Annotated in this window: 11 protein-coding genes and 1 pseudogene; 8 read left to right on the top strand and 4 right to left on the bottom strand. The window is 41.7% G+C overall.

Annotated elements, in window-relative coordinates; all coding sequences use genetic code 11:
- The first annotated feature begins 112 nt into the window (after nt 1-112).
- Both metH and F893_RS06575 read left to right on the top strand, forming a co-directional pair.
- Entirely contained in the window at nt 113-3799 is a 3687-nt protein-coding gene (gene metH / locus F893_RS06580) for a methionine synthase (protein ID WP_004730314.1), read from the top strand.
- A 226-nt stretch (nt 3800-4025) separates the two neighbouring features.
- Entirely contained in the window at nt 4026-4910 is an 885-nt protein-coding gene (locus F893_RS06575; RefSeq protein WP_004730316.1) for a hypothetical protein, read from the top strand.
- A 92-nt stretch (nt 4911-5002) separates the two neighbouring features.
- Here F893_RS06575 and F893_RS06570 read toward each other — a convergent pair whose 3' ends face one another.
- Nucleotides 5003-5365 carry an endonuclease domain-containing protein gene (locus F893_RS06570; RefSeq protein ID WP_004730319.1) on the bottom strand — a complete coding sequence of 121 codons (363 nt, stop codon included), beginning with the start codon at nt 5363-5365 and terminating at the stop codon, nt 5003-5005.
- A 321-nt stretch (nt 5366-5686) separates the two neighbouring features.
- Here F893_RS06570 and dhaK point away from each other — a divergent pair, with 321 nt between their 5' ends.
- A complete protein-coding gene (gene dhaK, locus F893_RS17365) occupies nt 5687-7417 on the top strand; it encodes a dihydroxyacetone kinase subunit DhaK (RefSeq protein ID WP_004730321.1) in 1731 nt (576 codons plus the stop codon).
- A gap of 121 nt (nt 7418-7538) precedes the next feature.
- Here dhaK and F893_RS06560 read toward each other — a convergent pair whose 3' ends face one another.
- Nucleotides 7539-8813, bottom strand: a complete 1275-nt coding sequence (locus F893_RS06560; RefSeq protein ID WP_004730323.1) for a glutaminase — start codon at nt 8811-8813, stop codon at nt 7539-7541.
- A gap of 343 nt (nt 8814-9156) precedes the next feature.
- Between F893_RS06560 and F893_RS06555 the strand changes: the two genes are divergently transcribed.
- Nucleotides 9157-10257, top strand: a complete 1101-nt coding sequence (locus F893_RS06555; protein WP_228129701.1) for a GGDEF domain-containing protein — start codon at nt 9157-9159, stop codon at nt 10255-10257.
- A gap of 18 nt (nt 10258-10275) precedes the next feature.
- Here F893_RS06555 and F893_RS06550 read toward each other — a convergent pair whose 3' ends face one another.
- Nucleotides 10276-11082, bottom strand: coding sequence for an SDR family oxidoreductase (locus tag F893_RS06550; RefSeq protein ID WP_004730327.1), 807 nt, complete (start codon nt 11080-11082; stop codon nt 10276-10278).
- A 20-nt stretch (nt 11083-11102) separates the two neighbouring features.
- Nucleotides 11103-11774: a hypothetical protein gene (locus tag F893_RS06545; protein ID WP_004730329.1), complete on the bottom strand. Its 672-nt coding sequence runs from the start codon at nt 11772-11774 to the stop codon at nt 11103-11105.
- A gap of 175 nt (nt 11775-11949) precedes the next feature.
- On the opposite strand from F893_RS06545, the gene F893_RS06540 reads away from it, so the two are divergent.
- From F893_RS06540 to F893_RS06525, 4 genes and pseudogenes are all read left to right on the top strand, one after another.
- Entirely contained in the window at nt 11950-14844 is a 2895-nt protein-coding gene (locus F893_RS06540; protein WP_004730332.1) for a valine--tRNA ligase, read from the top strand.
- A 64-nt stretch (nt 14845-14908) separates the two neighbouring features.
- Complete coding sequence (locus F893_RS06535; protein ID WP_005251261.1) at nt 14909-16348, top strand: AAA family ATPase; 1440 nt, start codon at nt 14909-14911, stop codon at nt 16346-16348.
- A gap of 3 nt (nt 16349-16351) precedes the next feature.
- Nucleotides 16352-16639 (top strand): annotated as a pseudogene (locus F893_RS06530) (hypothetical protein); the annotation flags it as partial.
- 112 nt (nt 16640-16751) lie between these two features.
- Nucleotides 16752-17720, top strand: a complete 969-nt coding sequence (locus F893_RS06525; protein WP_081398964.1) for an IS30 family transposase — start codon at nt 16752-16754, stop codon at nt 17718-17720.
- Nucleotides 17721-17727: the final 7 nt, after the last annotated feature.

Genomic DNA, 17727 nt, shown 5'->3' with positions numbered 1-17727 from the left:
TCAAATTTTCATATCATGCTTATCCATCATTCTGAGCAATCTCAGCAGAAATCAGCCAACTAATCTGCTAAGATTAGCGTCGTTTTTTTTGATTTCTGCTGAGAAAGTTTGAATGTCTACACTTACCACTTTAAAAGAACTTCTTGCCAAAAGAATTTTAATTATCGATGGTGCGATGGGTACCATGATCCAGCGCCATAAACTGGAAGAAGCCGATTATCGTGGTGAGCGTTTTGCTGACTGGGCCTATGATCTCAAAGGCAATAATGATTTGCTGGTGCTGACTCAACCACAAATCATTCAAGGCATTCATGAAGCTTACTTGGAAGCTGGCGCCGATATTATTGAAACCAATACCTTTAACGGTACCCGTGTTTCAATGTCGGATTACCACATGGAAGATCTGGTTCCTGAAATTAACCGTGAAGCAGCGCGTCTGGCCAAAGAAGCCTGTGCCAAATATTCAACGCCTGAAAAACCACGCTTTGTGGCAGGTGTGATTGGTCCGACATCGCGTACCACTTCTATTTCTCCAAACGTGAATGATCCGGCGTTCCGTAACATCACTTTTGATGCACTCAAAGTTGACTATATTGAATCGACCAAGGCCTTGATCGAAGGTGGTGCAGACATCATCCTGATCGAAACTGTGTTCGATACTTTAAATGCCAAAGCTGCCATCTTTGCAGTAAAAGAAGTCTTTAAAGAATTAGGCTATGAACTGCCAATCATGATTTCAGGTACGATCACGGATGCATCAGGTCGTACATTGACTGGTCAAACTGCAGAAGCCTTCTGGAACTCAATGCGTCATGCAGAGCCGTTATCTATCGGCTTTAACTGTGCACTTGGCGCAGATGCGATGCGTCCACACGTTAAAACCGTGTCTGATGTTGCCGATACCTTTGTTTCAGCGCATCCAAACGCTGGCTTGCCAAATGCCTTCGGTGGTTATGATGAAACGCCGGAAGAAACTGCGGCCTTCATTAAAGAATTTGCAGAAAGTGGCTTAATTAATATTACCGGTGGGTGCTGTGGTACTACGCCGGATCATATCCGCGCGATTGCAAATGCTGTTGCAGGCATTACCCCTCGTCAAATTCCTGAAATTGAACCGGCTTGCCGTTTAAGCGGTTTAGAGCCATTTAACATCACCAAAGATTCACTGTTCGTGAACGTTGGTGAACGTACCAACGTCACCGGTTCAAAAAAATTCCTGCGTCTGATTCGTGAAGAAAACTTCGCCGAAGCGCTTGATGTTGCCCGTCAACAGGTTGAAGCCGGTGCACAGATCATCGACATCAACATGGATGAAGGCATGCTCGATTCGCAAGGTGCGATGGTGCATTTCCTGAATCTGATTGCTTCTGAGCCGGATATTTCACGTGTGCCAATCATGCTGGATTCTTCTAAATGGGAGATTATCGAAGCGGGCCTGAAATGTGTGCAAGGTAAAGCCGTGGTGAACTCGATTTCCCTGAAAGAAGGTCATGACGAGTTTGTCGAACGTGCCCGCCTCTGCCGTCAATATGGTGCCGCGGTCATCGTGATGGCATTTGATGAAGATGGTCAGGCCGATACAGCTGCGCGTAAAAAAGAAATCTGTAAGCGTTCATATGATGTTCTGGTGAATGAAGTAGGCTTCCCGTCTGAAGATATCATCTTTGACCCGAACGTCTTTGCGATTGCGACCGGTATTGAAGAACACAACAACTATGGCGTGGACTTTATTGAAGCGACTGGCTGGATTAAACAGAACCTGCCAAATGCGATGATTTCTGGTGGTGTGTCGAACGTATCGTTCTCGTTCCGTGGTAACGAACCGGTACGTGAAGCGATTCACTCGGTGTTCCTGTACCATGCCATTCAGCAAGGCATGACTATGGGTATTGTAAATGCCGGTCAGATGGCGATTTACGATGACATCGATAAAGAATTGAAAGAAGCGGTTGAAGATGTTGTTTTAAACCAGAACCAGGGTAAAAGCGGTCAGGAAGCAACCGAAAAACTGCTTGCTGTTGCTGAAAAATACCGTGGTCAAAGTGGTACGCAAAAAGCCGAAGAAAATCTGGAATGGCGTAATGAGTCTGTTGAAAAACGTCTTGAATATGCATTGGTAAAAGGCATCACGACTTATATCGATCAAGATACTGAAGAAGCGCGTTTAAACTCTACACGTCCACTGGATGTGATTGAAGGTCCATTGATGGCGGGTATGAACGTAGTCGGCGATCTGTTCGGTGCCGGTAAAATGTTCTTGCCACAAGTAGTCAAATCTGCACGCGTGATGAAACAGGCTGTAGCGTGGTTGAACCCGTTCATTGAAGCTGAGAAAACCCAAGCCGAAGCAAAAGGTAAAATCCTGCTGGCTACGGTGAAAGGCGACGTACACGACATCGGTAAAAACATCGTTGGCGTAGTATTAGGCTGTAATGGTTATGACATCGTGGATCTGGGCGTGATGGTACCATGTGAGAAAATTCTACAAACTGCGATTGATGAAAAAGTCGATATCATCGGTTTGTCTGGTCTGATCACGCCGTCTCTGGATGAAATGGTCTTTGTTGCCAAAGAAATGCAGCGCAAAGGCTTTAACATTCCGTTAATGATTGGTGGTGCGACGACTTCTAAAGCGCATACCGCAGTGAAAATCTCACCGCAATATCATAATGATGGCGTGCTTTACACCGCAGATGCTTCACGTGCCGTGGGTGTAGCAACGCAGTTGCTCTCTCCTGAGATGAAGCCAAAATTGCTGGCTGACTATGCAGCGGATTATGAAAAAATTCGTACCCGTCTTGCGAACAAACAACCGAAAGCGGCGAAATTGTCTTATCAAAAGTCGGTTGAAAATGGCTTCAAGATCGACTTTGACAAGAATGCACCGGTTAAACCAAACTTTATTGGTTCAGAAACATTCACCAATTATCCGCTTGAAACCTTGGTGGAATATTTTGACTGGACGCCGTTCTTTATTTCCTGGAGCCTGGCAGGTAAATTCCCGAAAATCCTTGAAGATGAAGTGGTGGGTGAAGCAGCGCGTGATTTGTTTGAACAAGCTCAAGCCATGCTCAAAGATATTATCGAGAATAAACGCTTTGATGCCCGTGCAACATTCAAGATCTATCCTGCCAACCGTGTGGCAGCAGATACAGTTGCGGTTGCAGATGAAAATGGCAACGTGACCCATACTTTTGAGCACCTTCGTCAGCAATCTGACAAGGTGACAGGTAGAGCCAACTATTCTTTGGCGGACTTTATTGCACCGAAAGATGTGGCTCAGGATTATTTGGGCGGCTTTACCGTGTCGATTTTCGGTGCCGAAGAGCTTTCACAAGAATATAAAGCCAAAGGCGATGATTATAGCGCAATTATGGTTCAGGCTTTGGGTGACCGTTTTGCTGAAGCATTTGCCGAGCATTTACATGAGCGTATTCGTAAAGAGTTCTGGGGCTACCAAGCAGATGAACAATTGTCGAATGAAGATTTGATTAAAGAGAAGTATGTGGGTATTCGTCCTGCACCTGGCTACCCTGCTTGTCCTGAGCATTCTGAAAAAGCATCATTGTTTGACTGGTTAGGTACGACAGAGAAGATGGGTACTTACCTGACTTCGAGCTTTGCGATGTGGCCACCTTCATCAGTCAGCGGTTTCTATTATGCAAACCCTGAAACTGAATACTTTAACGTAGGTAAAATCTCTGGCGACCAGTTGGAAGATTATGCGAAGCGTAAAGGCTGGACTTTGGATGAAGCGAAACGTTGGTTAGCGCCAAATCTGGATGATTCTGTGGTTTAAGAATTCTCTAGTTTCGATATAAAAAAACCCCTCGATTGAGGGGATTTTTTTGTTTTTAGATTTTTAATCTCCCTAAATCCCTCTTTAAGAAAGAGGGACTTTCGCGTATCAAATGGATTACGTGACAACTCCTCCCTTTTCTAAAGGGAGGTTGGGAGGGATTAATTGATTAATAATAAAAATTAGTGGATATTGTTCAAATTCTCAAAAATTACATATACTAAAAATGAAGAATAGATGTTCGCTTTGCCACGAGGCAAAAGAATTACAAGAGAGTCATTTTATCCCAAAATTTGTTGGGAAATGGCTAAAAAAGACTAGTGCTACCGGATATCTTCGGAACATAGATAATATTAACAAAAGACAACAAGATATTATTAAGGATTACCTCTTATGTAACGATTGTGAGCTTCTTTTTTCAAGTTGGGAAAAACAATTTTCTGAAAAAATGTTCATACCGTTTTTAGACCAAAAAAATTATGTTACCGAATATAAAGATTGGTTAGCAAAATTCTGTGCATCCCTTTCATGGAGAACATTAATCTACATAAAAAATAAGAATTCTAATTTTGAAGACGAAAGCGAGTATTTTATAGATCAAATTAATCTCGCTGAACTTAACTTAAGAAATTTCCTTTTAGGTAAACAAGATAATTTGCATCAATACGAACAGCATATCTTCCCCTTATCCGAAATTAATACTCCTCCCAAATCATTAAACTTACCAAGCAATATAAACAGATATTTTCTTCGAAGTATTGGTATAGATGTCTTACAAGGAGATAATGATATATATCTATTTACTAAACTTCCTACTTTTCTAATTTTAGGAATTGTGAGTTCTAATCTCTCATCAAAAATGAGAGCAAGTCGCGTTTCATTAAAACATGGGGTTTCTAGACCATCAAATCTAGTAATGCCTGAATATTTGCTCGGGTACATGAGAAATAAAGCATTAGAAATACAAGAAAAAAGAAACACTATGTCTGATGAGCAAGAAGAGAAAGTAGAAAAAGCTGCTTTAGATAATCTCGATAAAACTGCCGATTCAAAATCTTTTGAAGCAATGATGCATGACTATAATATTTTTGGTGATGAAATATTTAAATAATCCCTCCTAACCTCCCTTTAAAAAGGGAGGAACATCACGAATCCCAAACCATCATAAAATTCGCGTGAAGTCCCTCTTTATTAAAGAGGGATTTAGGGAGATTCTTGTCGAATAAATTGATAAATCACTTCCACTACATCATCAATCTGCCCCATCACCTGCCCATTATCAAATCTCAAAACACGTAGACTCAAATGTGCCAAAGCTTCATCTCGGACTCGATCCGCTTCTAAGCCTTCATTTGTAAAGTGCTGACTGCCATCGCACTCAATCACCAAATTCATAGCAGGACAGTAAAAATCCACGATGTAATTCAAAATCGGCTTTTGCCTATAAAACTGCAAACCTAAAATTTGCTTGTTCCGCAGCCGTGACCATAACAGCTTTTCAGCATCGGTCATGTTATTGCGTAAATCCCGCGAAGCTTGTTTTAAATTTTTATTATAGGGTTTCATTATTATTCTCTTTTTTTAATCCCTCCTTGCGAAGCATTGCTTCTCACCCTTTAAACAGGGAGGAAGTGTCACAAAATTTATTTAATCACATGACAAGTCCCCCCTTTTCAAAGGAAGGAGTTACTCGAATTCTATTGCCTCATAAAAACGAAGAAAAGTCCCCCTTTGTAAAAGGGGGATTTAGGGGGGATTAGAATCGCCCCTTTTCTAACCCATCAATCTAAAATCGCTCGTTTTTACATTTTTAAGTCAGCAAATTTCAAACATTTCCATAATAATAAGACTTTAGATCTCTCCCAGAATACGTGAAGGCCCTCCTCCATGAAAAAACTCCTCAACAACCCTGAAAACCTGGTTGTCGAAATGTGCAAAGGCTTTGTCCTTGCCCATCCTGAATTACAATTTACCGAATCGCATAAAATCATTTCACGTAAAGAAAAACACAATAACGTCTCACTAATCAGTGGCGGTGGCAGTGGTCACGAACCTGCACATGCAGGCTTTGTCGGTACTGGCATGTTAGATGCTGCCGTATGTGGTGACGTATTCGCATCGCCATCTCAAATTCAGGTCTATAAAGCACTGCAACATGTCGCAACAGACAAAGGCGTGCTCATGATCATCAAGAACTATTCTGGCGATATGATGAATTTCCAGAATGGTGCTGCATTGGCTGCGGAAGATGGCATCAAGGTCGACTACGTCAAAGTGGCGGATGATATCGCAGTAAAAGACAGCCTCTATACTGTCGGTCGTCGTGGTGTTGCTGGTACCATCTTCGTGCACAAAATTGCAGGAGCAGCAGCCTCAAAAGGTTTAGAGCTTGCGGAAGTCAAAGCTGTGGCACAAAAAGCGGCAGATAACGTGATTAGCCTTGGTTTTGCCTATAGCTCATGTACCGTTCCTGCGAAAGGTACACCGACCTTTACCCTAGCCGATGATGAAATGGAATACGGCGTCGGTATCCACGGTGAACCGGGCATTCGTCGTGAAAAAATTCTGCCATCGAAAGAAATGGCACAACGTATGGTCGATGACTTATTCCTTGACCGTCCTGACATGCAAGAAGTTGCAGTTCTGGTCAACGGCTTTGGTTCAACACCAATGCAAGAACTGTATGTGTTTAACAATGATGTATGCGAACATTTGGCGCGTAAAGGTATCAAGATTTACCGCACATTCGTTGGCAACTACATGACTAGTATCGACATGAATGGTGCATCGGTTTCATTGCTTGCTGTGGATGATGAACTGAAAATCTATCTGGATGCAGAAGCCAATACCCCTGCCTTTAAGCTTGACGGCTCGCCTACTCTACCATTTGAATTTGCAGCACAAGATGCAGCAGTAAAACAAACCGCCAATACCGAAGTTGAAACCCAAGCTGAACATGCTGAAATTCAGAATGAGCAATTCACGATAGAAAATATGCGTTATGTGGTCGATGTGATGGCAGCCTGTATTATCAAAAATGAAGTGCCATTCTGCGAGCTGGATGCCCATGCAGGCGATGGTGATTTTGGTATGAGTGTTGCCAAAGGTTTTAAACAGCTGAAACGCGAATGGCAAAGCCTGATTCAAGCACAGCACATGGATGAATTCTTGCTAAACAGTTCCATGATTATTATGGAACACTGTGGCGGTGCATCAGGGCCTATTTGGGGTTCTGCTTTCCGTGCAGCAAGTAAAGCCATTCAAGGTAAAACGATATTAACTGTGGCAGATTTTGCCAACATGCTTCAAGCCACAGTCAAAGGTATTCAAGTGACAGGTGAGCGTTCATTTGGTCGTGGTGCTGTGGTCGGTGATAAAACCCTGATTGATGCACTTGCACCTTGCGCAGACTCTTGGTCAGCCAATACCGACAAGACGTTTAAAGAAAACTTTGTCTTGGGTGCAGAGGCTGCGGTAAAAGGTGCAGAATCTACCAAAGACATCGTAGCGCGTATGGGCCGTGCCGGTACAGTCGGTGATCGTAGCTTAGGTTATCCAGATGCTGGTGCACATGGCTTAGGCGTGATCTTTACGGACATTGCCGAGCATATTAAATAAACTTTTCAAGATTTGAAAAGAGCCTCGACACTGTTCGGGGCTTTTTTATATTTCATTTCCTCTACTGAGTAAGTTTAAAAGCACAAATAATGAAAGGCATACTCATCCCTATAAGTATGGCTTAACTAAACTTCTCTAAATAGCGCTCTAACTCTTCTGTCACCACTACCCGCTTATTGCCTTTCACCTGTTCCTCACCCAATACGCCTTCTGAGTCAATGACCACCACTTTGTGCCCATTCGCTTGTAAACGTTTGACACCTTCAAATAACATGCGTGCACCCACATCATGAATCAGAGTCAAATTGGTCAGGTCTATGACTATACGTGTTTGAGCGTCTGGCTCATCCTGCAAAATCCGTAGCAACATTTCGGATTCTGTAAATTGCAATACACCGCGCAGCTCATACACGACAATGTCATTGTTCTTACCTACAGTATAACGACTTTGCAAAATGGTCTGTGCCGATGGCGTCCCTTCCATCAGATGCAAGCCCATGTCACGCGACAAACGCTCGAAGATATCCACACCACGTACACTATGCCCATGCTCATCAATTTTAGGAGAAAAAACCACAATTCCTACCTGCCCAGGCAATACCCCGATAATTCCCCCAGATACACCACTTTTGGCAGGAATGCCCACCGTCGTCAGCCAGTCACCCGCCGCATCATACATGCCACAGGTCATCATCACACTGAGCACTTGGCGCACCACATCACGCTCTAACAACTGTTTGCCAGTTTTGGCCTGAACACCGCCATTGGCGAGCACACTGCAGATATTTGCCAGATCTTTGACCGTCACTTTAATCGCACATTGCTTGATATATCCATTTACGATTTCCACAGGATCCGAATCCAGCACACCTACAGTTCGCAGCATGTAACCAATCGACAGGTTCCGGAATGCAGTTTTGACTTCAGACTTATACACCTGCTTGTCGAATTCCAGTTGACGGCCTGCTAGTTCACTTAAAAAACGGCGCAAGCATTCCGCACGTGAAATGCCTTTTTGTACCGGAATCAAAGAATGCGTGGTGATCGCACCCGAGTTAATCATTGGATTTTTCGGAAGATTGGTTTCTTTATCCAGTGAAATCTGATTAAAGGCCTCCCCTGAAGGTTCAACGCCCACCTTTTCCAGCACAGCGCTGATACCCAAATGCTGCAATGCCAGTGCATAAGCAAAAGGCTTGGACATCGACTGCATGGTAAATTCGGTTTCATCATCTCCCGTGGAATAAATCGTGCCATCCACCGTAGTCAGCGCCAAAGCGAACTTATTTGGATCTACCGCTGCCAGTTCAGGGATATAGTCAGCCAAAGCGCCCTGATCATTATCATGACAGACCGTTAATACATGCTGGAGATAATCGGGCACCGGGGTTTTCATTCAGATAGATCCTTTATATTTTTATCCTGTTTTCCACCTTAAGTTTTAAGGATAAAACTACAAGTCCAAATTGGTAGCATTTTATAAATACGTCCATCGATTTGGACTAAAACGAATGTCTTTTCAGCTCAATGATCATCAGGTGTGAGAGGCATTTTGATATTATTTTTTTGATTTTTATAAAATATCAAGCAGTTCTATAGGCCATTTCGATCAGTTTGATTGTCAATTTTATTTATATTTTTCATCGCAATAAATGATATTATTCACACACCTGCTCACATTATAATCTAACATGCTGATCCCGGATTTGAATTTTTACAGTCTACTCGTGCCCAGCATCATGTCGAGCCTGGGGATCATCACGCTGAGTATTTCCGATTATAAAGGCTTACCTAATTATTTAAGATCTTATGCTTATGCACTGATTCTGATTGGCGTGACGATATTACTCAATACCGTTTTATCGGCATCAGTTTTGGTGGAAATATCCAGTTTCATTGCTGCTCTTTATTTTTTGTCCTGTACCTTTCACAGCAAAGCCATTTATGAGCGTTTAAAAATCGACTATGAATGGCCGAACTATATTTACCTGATTGCCTTGGGTGCGTTTGGCATTTACTACTTTACCCACGTGACTGCTGACCAGACTGCCCGTTTGCTGATTATTGGTAGCATTACTGCGGCAATTTATTTGCACCGCCCGCTTGCCTTTATTCGAACGAGCACACGCTTACGTATCGACAGTTACCTGAAAATTTTTACCTTCGCGACCACGTTCATCATCATGGGACGTGCTTTGCTGTTCTCTGTTTTGCTTGAGGATCAGGGGTTTGTCGCCCATTACGAACCCGCATGGGCATTTACACAGCTGCTCCTGATTGATCTGATCTTTTTAGGTTTATTCATTGGCTGTGCAATTTTGGATCTGGTGCGAAAGTTGCAACGGGAGCGCCATCACGACCCGCTGACCGGATTATTAAACCGCCGTGGCTTTGAAGCTTATATTCAAAAAATAGATCCTAATCCTGCCTTACAGCATGCAGTTTTGATGGCAGATTTAGATCATTTCAAAGCAGTTAATGATCGTTATGGACATCAGGTCGGTGATCTGGTTTTACAACATATCAGTCAGATATTTAAAGCCAATATTCGGGACAAAGACCAAGTGTCACGTATTGGTGGTGAAGAGTTTCTGCTCGTCTTGCATGACATTCAAAAAGATGCCGCCTTTAAAATTGCTGAACGGATCCGGTTGCAGCTTAAAGAAACCCCATTACATCATGAACAGCAGCATATTTATTTAACCATCAGTATCGGAGTCAGCTTCTTCAATCATCCTAATCAGATTAAAGAAGCCACTTTAGCGCCTAATCATGCCATGTATCAGGCCAAACAGATGGGCCGTAATCAGGTTCAATTCGCTCAAGAGAAAATTGCCTGAATTTGATCAGGCTTTAAATTATTTGACCTTGGTTTTGCGAATCATTTTGTATAGCACCTTGGGTGAAATACGTGAAACCAGCACGCCAAGTTTTTCTTTCTTGCCACCAATCACGATATATTCTTCGCCACACTGCAAGGCTTGTACGCTTTGACGGGCAAAATCTTCTGCCGACAGACCATTTTCAATCGCTTCATCTTGCTTGGCTTGCGGTTTGCCTTCCCCATTTAAAGCATTAAGCGAGACATTGGTTTGAACAAAGCCCGGGAAAATCACCGAGACATGCACACCCTGATCTGCGACTTCAGCACGCAAGCTGTTGGCCCACATATGAATCGCTGCTTTGGCTGCGGAATAGGAAGCGCGATACTGGGTGCCGAGCAAACCTGCCACACTGGAAATAAACACGATACGACCAGATTTTTGTGCCAGAAAGGTCGATAATACCATTTTGGTGAGAAACACCTGAGAGAAGTAATCGACTTCCATAATGGCACGTTCAGTCTGCATGGTGGTGTCCTGAATCAAAGCACGTTGACTCAGCCCAGCATTATTAATCAGCCAGTCGATCCGGCCTTTTTGTTGCAAAACCTGTTCATAAGCATGACGAACCTGACTTTCATCTGTGATATCGGCAATGACTGAAATATGCTGATCTGCATTGGTGAGACTTTGGCGAACATTTTCCAGTTCTGCATGCCGGCGTGCAGTCAGTACCACCTGGGCTCCGAGTTCAGCACATTGCTGGGCAATCGCCTTGCCAATCCCTGAAGATGCGCCGGTAATCCAGACCACTTTTCCATTTAAGTCTTCAACTTTCGCCATGAAATCCTCTTTCCCTTGTTTTAATGAATATGGTGCTGCATTTCATCTTCCAGAAATGCCAGCAAATGCTCAAAATAATAACTCATCGTATCGGCATCATAGATGCTACCGAGCTTGTCAAAACGTTTATAGCCTAACTGGGTGGTTAAATGAATCACCCCATTCAAGGTTTTATCTACCAGCACATTAAATTTCAATATTTTTTTCGGTTCACGGATTAAATGCGTCACCCCTTGATCGACCACCTGGGTAAAGGCTTTTAAAGCGGGTGATACATATTGATGATTACCATTTTTCATCTGATCAATACAACCGAGCAACTCCATCACCAGTAATTTTTCCACCGGATATCGGACGAAGGCATCGCCTTGATGCTCATAGGTCATGCGATGCAAATAGTTCACCATAGGCATCAGCCGCTCATTGCCAAACAATGAAACCGACCACGGCATATATTTACGGGTGTTATGCATAATCTGCTGAATCACTTTTTCGGACTCGCTGTCCGGTGAATTGGCCAACTGCACCACCTGACCAAAAATCTGGTCAATAATTTCACAGGCCATATCGGCCAGATTTTCACCTAAGGGTCTGGCAAGACTGTCTCGCTCGCCGGCATTTAATCTGGAATGAAGGTCTTTAAAGCGCTGATGGGTTTCGGGTTGAAGCTTCAGGGAAATGTTATAGCTCATCTTATTATCCTTTTTGATATGCTGCGATGAGTCGCGTTTTTTTATCAATCTATCATACGATGAGTTGCTATACATGCCAATTGGCTAAAGTTTGCATTTGGTTAAGCTGCCGCATGCACTATTTTTTTTGCTACAATAGATCCAATTTTTCATTCACTTTTGATCTGTTTAGACTATGACTGACTCAGCGCAAAATATCGCGACAACCTACGATCCGACCGAGATCGAGAAAAAATGGTACCAAACTTGGGAAGAGCGTGGCTACTTTAAGCCGTCTGAAAAAGGCGAATCTTTCTGTATCATGATTCCGCCACCAAACGTCACGGGTAGCCTGCACATGGGTCATGGTTTTAACAATGCCATCATGGATGCCTTAACCCGTTTTAACCGTATGTCTGGTAAAAATACGCTTTGGCAACCGGGTACTGACCACGCAGGTATTGCAACACAAATGGTTGTAGAGCGTCAGTTGGGTGCACAAGGGGTTAGCCGTCACGACTTGGGTCGTGAAAAGTTCATCGAAAAAGTATGGGAATGGAAAGAACAATCTGGCGGCAACATTACCCGTCAAATTCGTCGTCTAGGCTCATCTGTAGACTGGTCACGTGAACGCTTCACGATGGATGATGGTTTATCAAACGCAGTAAAAGAAGTGTTTGTAAAACTTCACGAAGAAGGCCTGATCTACCGCGGCAAACGTCTGGTGAACTGGGATCCAAAACTGCAAACTGCCCTTTCTGACCTGGAAGTTGAGTCTGATAAAGAAGAAGCAGGTTCACTCTGGCACTTCAAATACTTCTTTGAAGACAAATCATTGCGCACGCATGATGGTAAAGATCACATCGTAGTAGCTACAACACGTCCTGAAACATTGTTAGGTGATACCGCGGTTGCTGTTGCGCTCGATGATGAACGCTATGCGGACTTAGTGGGTAAAAACATCATCCTGCCAATCACTGGTCGTGCAGTTCCAATCGTTAAAGACGAATATGTAGACAAAGAATTTGGTACAGGCTGTGTAAAAATCACCCCTGCACACGACTTCAATGACTATGAAGTGGGTAAACGTTGCGAATTGCCAATCATCAACATCTTCAACAAAAATGCTGAAGTTCTTGCTGAATTTGAATACATCGCAAAAGCGGGCGAACAGATTTCTAAAACCATTCCTGCGCCTGCAGATTACATTGGTTTAGAACGTTTTGAGGCACGTAAGAAGATCGTTGAACAGGCTGAAGCTGAAGGCTGGTTAGACCAGATTCAACCTTATACATTAAAACCACCTCGCGGTGACCGTTCAGGCGTGATCGTTGAGCCATTACTGACTGACCAATGGTATGTAAAAATTGCGCCACTTGCGAAACCTGCGATTGAAGCGGTGCAGGATGGTCGCATTAAGTTTGTGCCTGAACAGTACAACAACATGTACATGGCGTGGATGAACAACATTCAAGACTGGTGTATCTCGCGTCAATTGTGGTGGGGTCACCGTATCCCTGCTTGGTACGATGCGGAAGGCAATGTATATGTTGGCCGTGATGAAGCTGAAGTTCGGGCGAAAAACAACATCCCTGCCGATGTTCAATTAAACCAAGACGAAGACGTATTGGATACATGGTTCTCTTCAGGTCTTTGGACATTCTCAACCTTAGGTTGGACTGGCGACGAAGCGAAAGACAAAGCCAACTACTTCTTAAATACCTTCCACCCGACTGATGTGCTTGTCACTGGTTTTGACATCATCTTCTTCTGGGTTGCCCGCATGATCATGCTGACCATGCACTTCATGAAGAATGAAGATGGTACGCCACAAGTGCCATTTAAAACTGTGTACGTTCACGGTTTGGTACGTGATGGCGAAGGTCAGAAGATGTCTAAATCTAAAGGTAACGTGCTTGACCCATTAGACTTGATTGACGGTGTGGATCTTGAAACACTGGTACAAAAACGTACCACGGGTTTGATGAACCCGAAACAGGCAGCGAAGATTGAAAAATCAACGCGTAAAGAATTCCCTGAAGGTATTCAATCTTACGGTACGGATGCAGTTCGTTTCACATTCTGCGCGCTTGCAAACACCGGTCGTGACATTAAGTTCGATATGAAACGTGTTGAAGGTTACCGTAACTTTGCCAACAAAATCTGGAACGCAACGCGTTTCGTGATGATGAATGTCGAAGGTCAAACGGTTGGTCAAACGGCTCGTCCTGATCTTTGGGAATTGCCTGAACAGTGGATCGTCAGCCGTCTACAAAAAGCGACTGCTGCGGTACAAACTGCATTTGCAACCTATCGTTTAGACCTGGCTGCGCAAGCGATTTACGAATTCATCTGGAATGAATACTGTGACTGGTATGTCGAACTGACTAAGCCTGTTCTGAATGATGAAAACGTATCTGAAGAGCGTAAAGCTGAAGTTCGCCGTGTATTGCTTGCGGTGATGGAAGCATCTTTACGTCTTGCTCATCCGTTAATGCCTTACTTGACTGAAGAAATTTGGCAAACGCTTGCACCTAAACTTGGCATCGCTGGCGAAACCATCATGCTTGCGCAGTACCCGACTGCGGATGAGTCATTGATGAATGACCAGGCTGAAGCAGATATGCAATGGCTTCAAGGTTTGATTGGTGCGGTTCGTAACATCCGTGGTGAGATGGGTCTAGGTAATGCACGTTTATTGCCTGTTCTTCTTCAAAACACGACTGAAGCTGAAAAAGCGCAGATCACTCGTATTGAAGCATTATTTAAAGCATTGGCAAAAGTTGAAAGCATCACCTTCCTTGCTGATGGCGAACAACCACCATTGTCATCGTCTTCTGTCGTTGGTCACGTATCTGTATACGTTCCAATGAAGGGCTTAATTGACCCTAAAGCGGAATTGGGTCGTCTACAAAAAGACTTGGACAAGGTTCAAAAGCAACATGATCAAATTGCCACTAAACTTGGTAATGAAGGTTTTGTGGCGAAAGCACCTGCGGCTGTAGTTGAAGGCGAGAAAGTAAAACTTGCTGAGTTTGCTGATCAATTAGCGAAGATTAAAGCGAATATGGAGCAGATTGCGGCGCTTTAATGTGTTGTTAGTTTGATCTAATTTGTAGTATAAAGGGCTGATTATTCAGCCCTTTATTTTTATTATGAACAAAATCAGTTTCTTATATTATCAGAGTAAAAAAATTGAGTTAAAAGAAAGAAATTTAATAATTACAGGTAAAAATGGATCTGGAAAGACTCGTTTTCTAAGACAATTAGAAGATAATCTAATAAATAATCGATATTCTGAATATCAAGATTTAGAGCGTGAAAATCTACTTAAAGATATTAAATATGGTATAGACAACTTTCCTAAGTCACTAGACTTAAAGAATAATGAAATCAAGATTTATTATGATTTAAAAAATCATAATTTCAATGAACATGAATTTCGAAAAAATTTATCTCAACTTTACAAGATTCTTTTACAAAAAGTTGAGGTATTCAGAAAGAATGCTAAGAGTTATATAATTAATACAAATGAAGATTTAAAAAAATCACATAGAGAGGAAATCAACCCAAATAAGATAAGTGAAGAATACTATTATTATAATAATCCTGAATATGTCATAGAGTTTATAAACCGTCTTACAATCTCAATTGATCAGTACTATAAGGTATCTGAACTATTTAAAATTTCACCTAATAATTTTAGTAAAGATCAAGTCTTTGTTTTTGATGCATCTAGAGTAAAAAATGATAGACTAATTATGAAAGTCTTCAAAGACTATGAAGATTATCGTTTAAATAAAAATCGGGATAATATTGAAGAGGCATTAGAAGCATATTTAATTTCGAAAAAATCGCAGCTCATCCAATTTTCCGAACAGCAACCGAAGTTACAGGAACTTAAACGGGAAGCTTCAAAACTACTTCATTGGTTTAAAAAAGTAGAAAAAGATCTGAAATTCATATTAGAAAATCCTGATATTAGAATCTCATTCAACCATCAGAGTGATCAGGTTTTACTTGTAGACAGTCAAAAGCAATCTTTTTTTACTTTTGACTCTCTATCTTCTGGCTTTAAAGCTATATTTAAAATATATGCTTCTCTTTTAATGGAAGCACAGCTAAAAAATATTAAGCCAATAGATCTTTCTGGTATAGCGATAATTGATGAAATAGACGTTCATCTTCACATCTCTCTGCAAAAGAAAGTTTTGCCTTTTTTGATAAAAGCATTTCCCAAAGTCCAATTTATTGTGAGCACCCATTCGCCTTTTGTGATTACATCCACTGATAATGACACGGTAATTTATGATATTTCCAGTGGTGAATTCTTTGAGGAAGATTTGAGTCTTTATTCACATGAATCAATTATTAAAGAACTTTTCCATGTTAAAGATGATAATGAAAATCTAAAACAGCTATCTGATCAACTTTTACAGTTCATAAACTCAGAAGACTCAATTCAAGACCTGAATACAATTCAAGGCTTATTAGATGAATTTAATAAAGACTTTACAAAACTATCCGTTGAGTTGCAACTTCAGTATATGGTCGCAAAAAATAAGCTTGCGAAATTGAAACATGAGGGTCATTAATTCATGTTTTCAGTTATAAGACCACCTACTTTCCCTAAAAGTTTAAGCACCTCTACAAAGGATTATCGTGCATCTGATGTAGTTGAAGAACTTCAAGATATATTCTTTGCAAAATGTTATCTATGCGAGAGACAGGGATTTCCTGATGTAAATATCGAACATCGTGACCCACATCTAGGTGACAGTACCAAAAAATTTGACTGGCATAATCTTTTTTATGCCTGTGTAAGATGTAATAGTATTAAAGGCGATACACATATAAATATTTTAGATTGTTGCCAATCTATTGATGGGCAGAGTAAAACTTGAAGTGCGACATAAACCACCTAATTAATTTAAAGGGTTTATGGAGTATATAAAATTGTCATACCATCATCTTAACTTTGAAGATCGTACTGCATTAATGCTTGAGTCAAGAAAAGAAGGCTTTTCAGCCAGAAAATTTGCTGAACTCATTAAAAGACATCCTAGTACGATCTATCGTGAGCTTAAAAGAAATAGCATCAATGACGTTTATCAAGCTCAATATGCTTCTGATAACACCTTCGCTAGACGTAGACGTGGTCACAGAAAACTCAAAATCGATTCAATCCTCTGGAAATTTATTGTTGAAGCGATCCGTTGTTTATGGTCTCCTCAGCAAATAGCAAAGCGTTTAAAGACATTTCCTGATTTGGATCAAACAATGAATGTAAGCCATACAACGATTTATTCAACGATACGAGCATTACCAAAGGGTGAGTTGAAAAAAGACTTATTATCCTGTCTGCGTCATGAAAATAAAAAGCGAAAAGCTAACGGTGAACCTAAAAAAGATTCTATATTACAGGATATTAAAACTATTCATGAGCGCCCAGCCGAAGTTCAAGAAAGAAAAATACCGGGTCATTGGGAAGCTGATTTAATTAAAGGTAAAGACAATAAAAGTTCGATAGCAACACTTATTGAACGAAATACACGGCTCTGTATCTTGGCAACATTACCTGATGCAAAGGCAGAATCAGTGCGCAAGGCTTTAACTGAAGCTCTGAAATATTTACCTGCAGAACTGCGTAAAACGTTGACCTATGACCGTGGACGCGAGATGGCAGAACATAAAATACTTGAAGAAGATTTAGGCATAGATGTATATTTCTGTGACCCACATTCACCCTGGCAAAAAGGCACATGCGAAAATATGAATGGTTTAATTAGGCAATATTTACCTAAAGGGATTGATTTAAATCAGGCAGATCAGCATTATTTAAATCAAGTTGCCATGTCACTGAATACTCGTCCTAGAAAAGCGTTAGATTGGCTTACACCATTAGAGAAATTTGCTCAGCTTGTTGATTATCATAAGACTTTTCAAACTGTCGCACCTCATGTTTGAATTCGCC

This window comes from Acinetobacter sp. CIP 102136, assembly GCF_000369685.1.
Lineage (GTDB): Bacteria > Pseudomonadota > Gammaproteobacteria > Pseudomonadales > Moraxellaceae > Acinetobacter > Acinetobacter fasciculus.
Note: the sequence above shows the minus strand (reverse complement) of the source record. Positions and strands in the feature narration are given on the sequence as shown.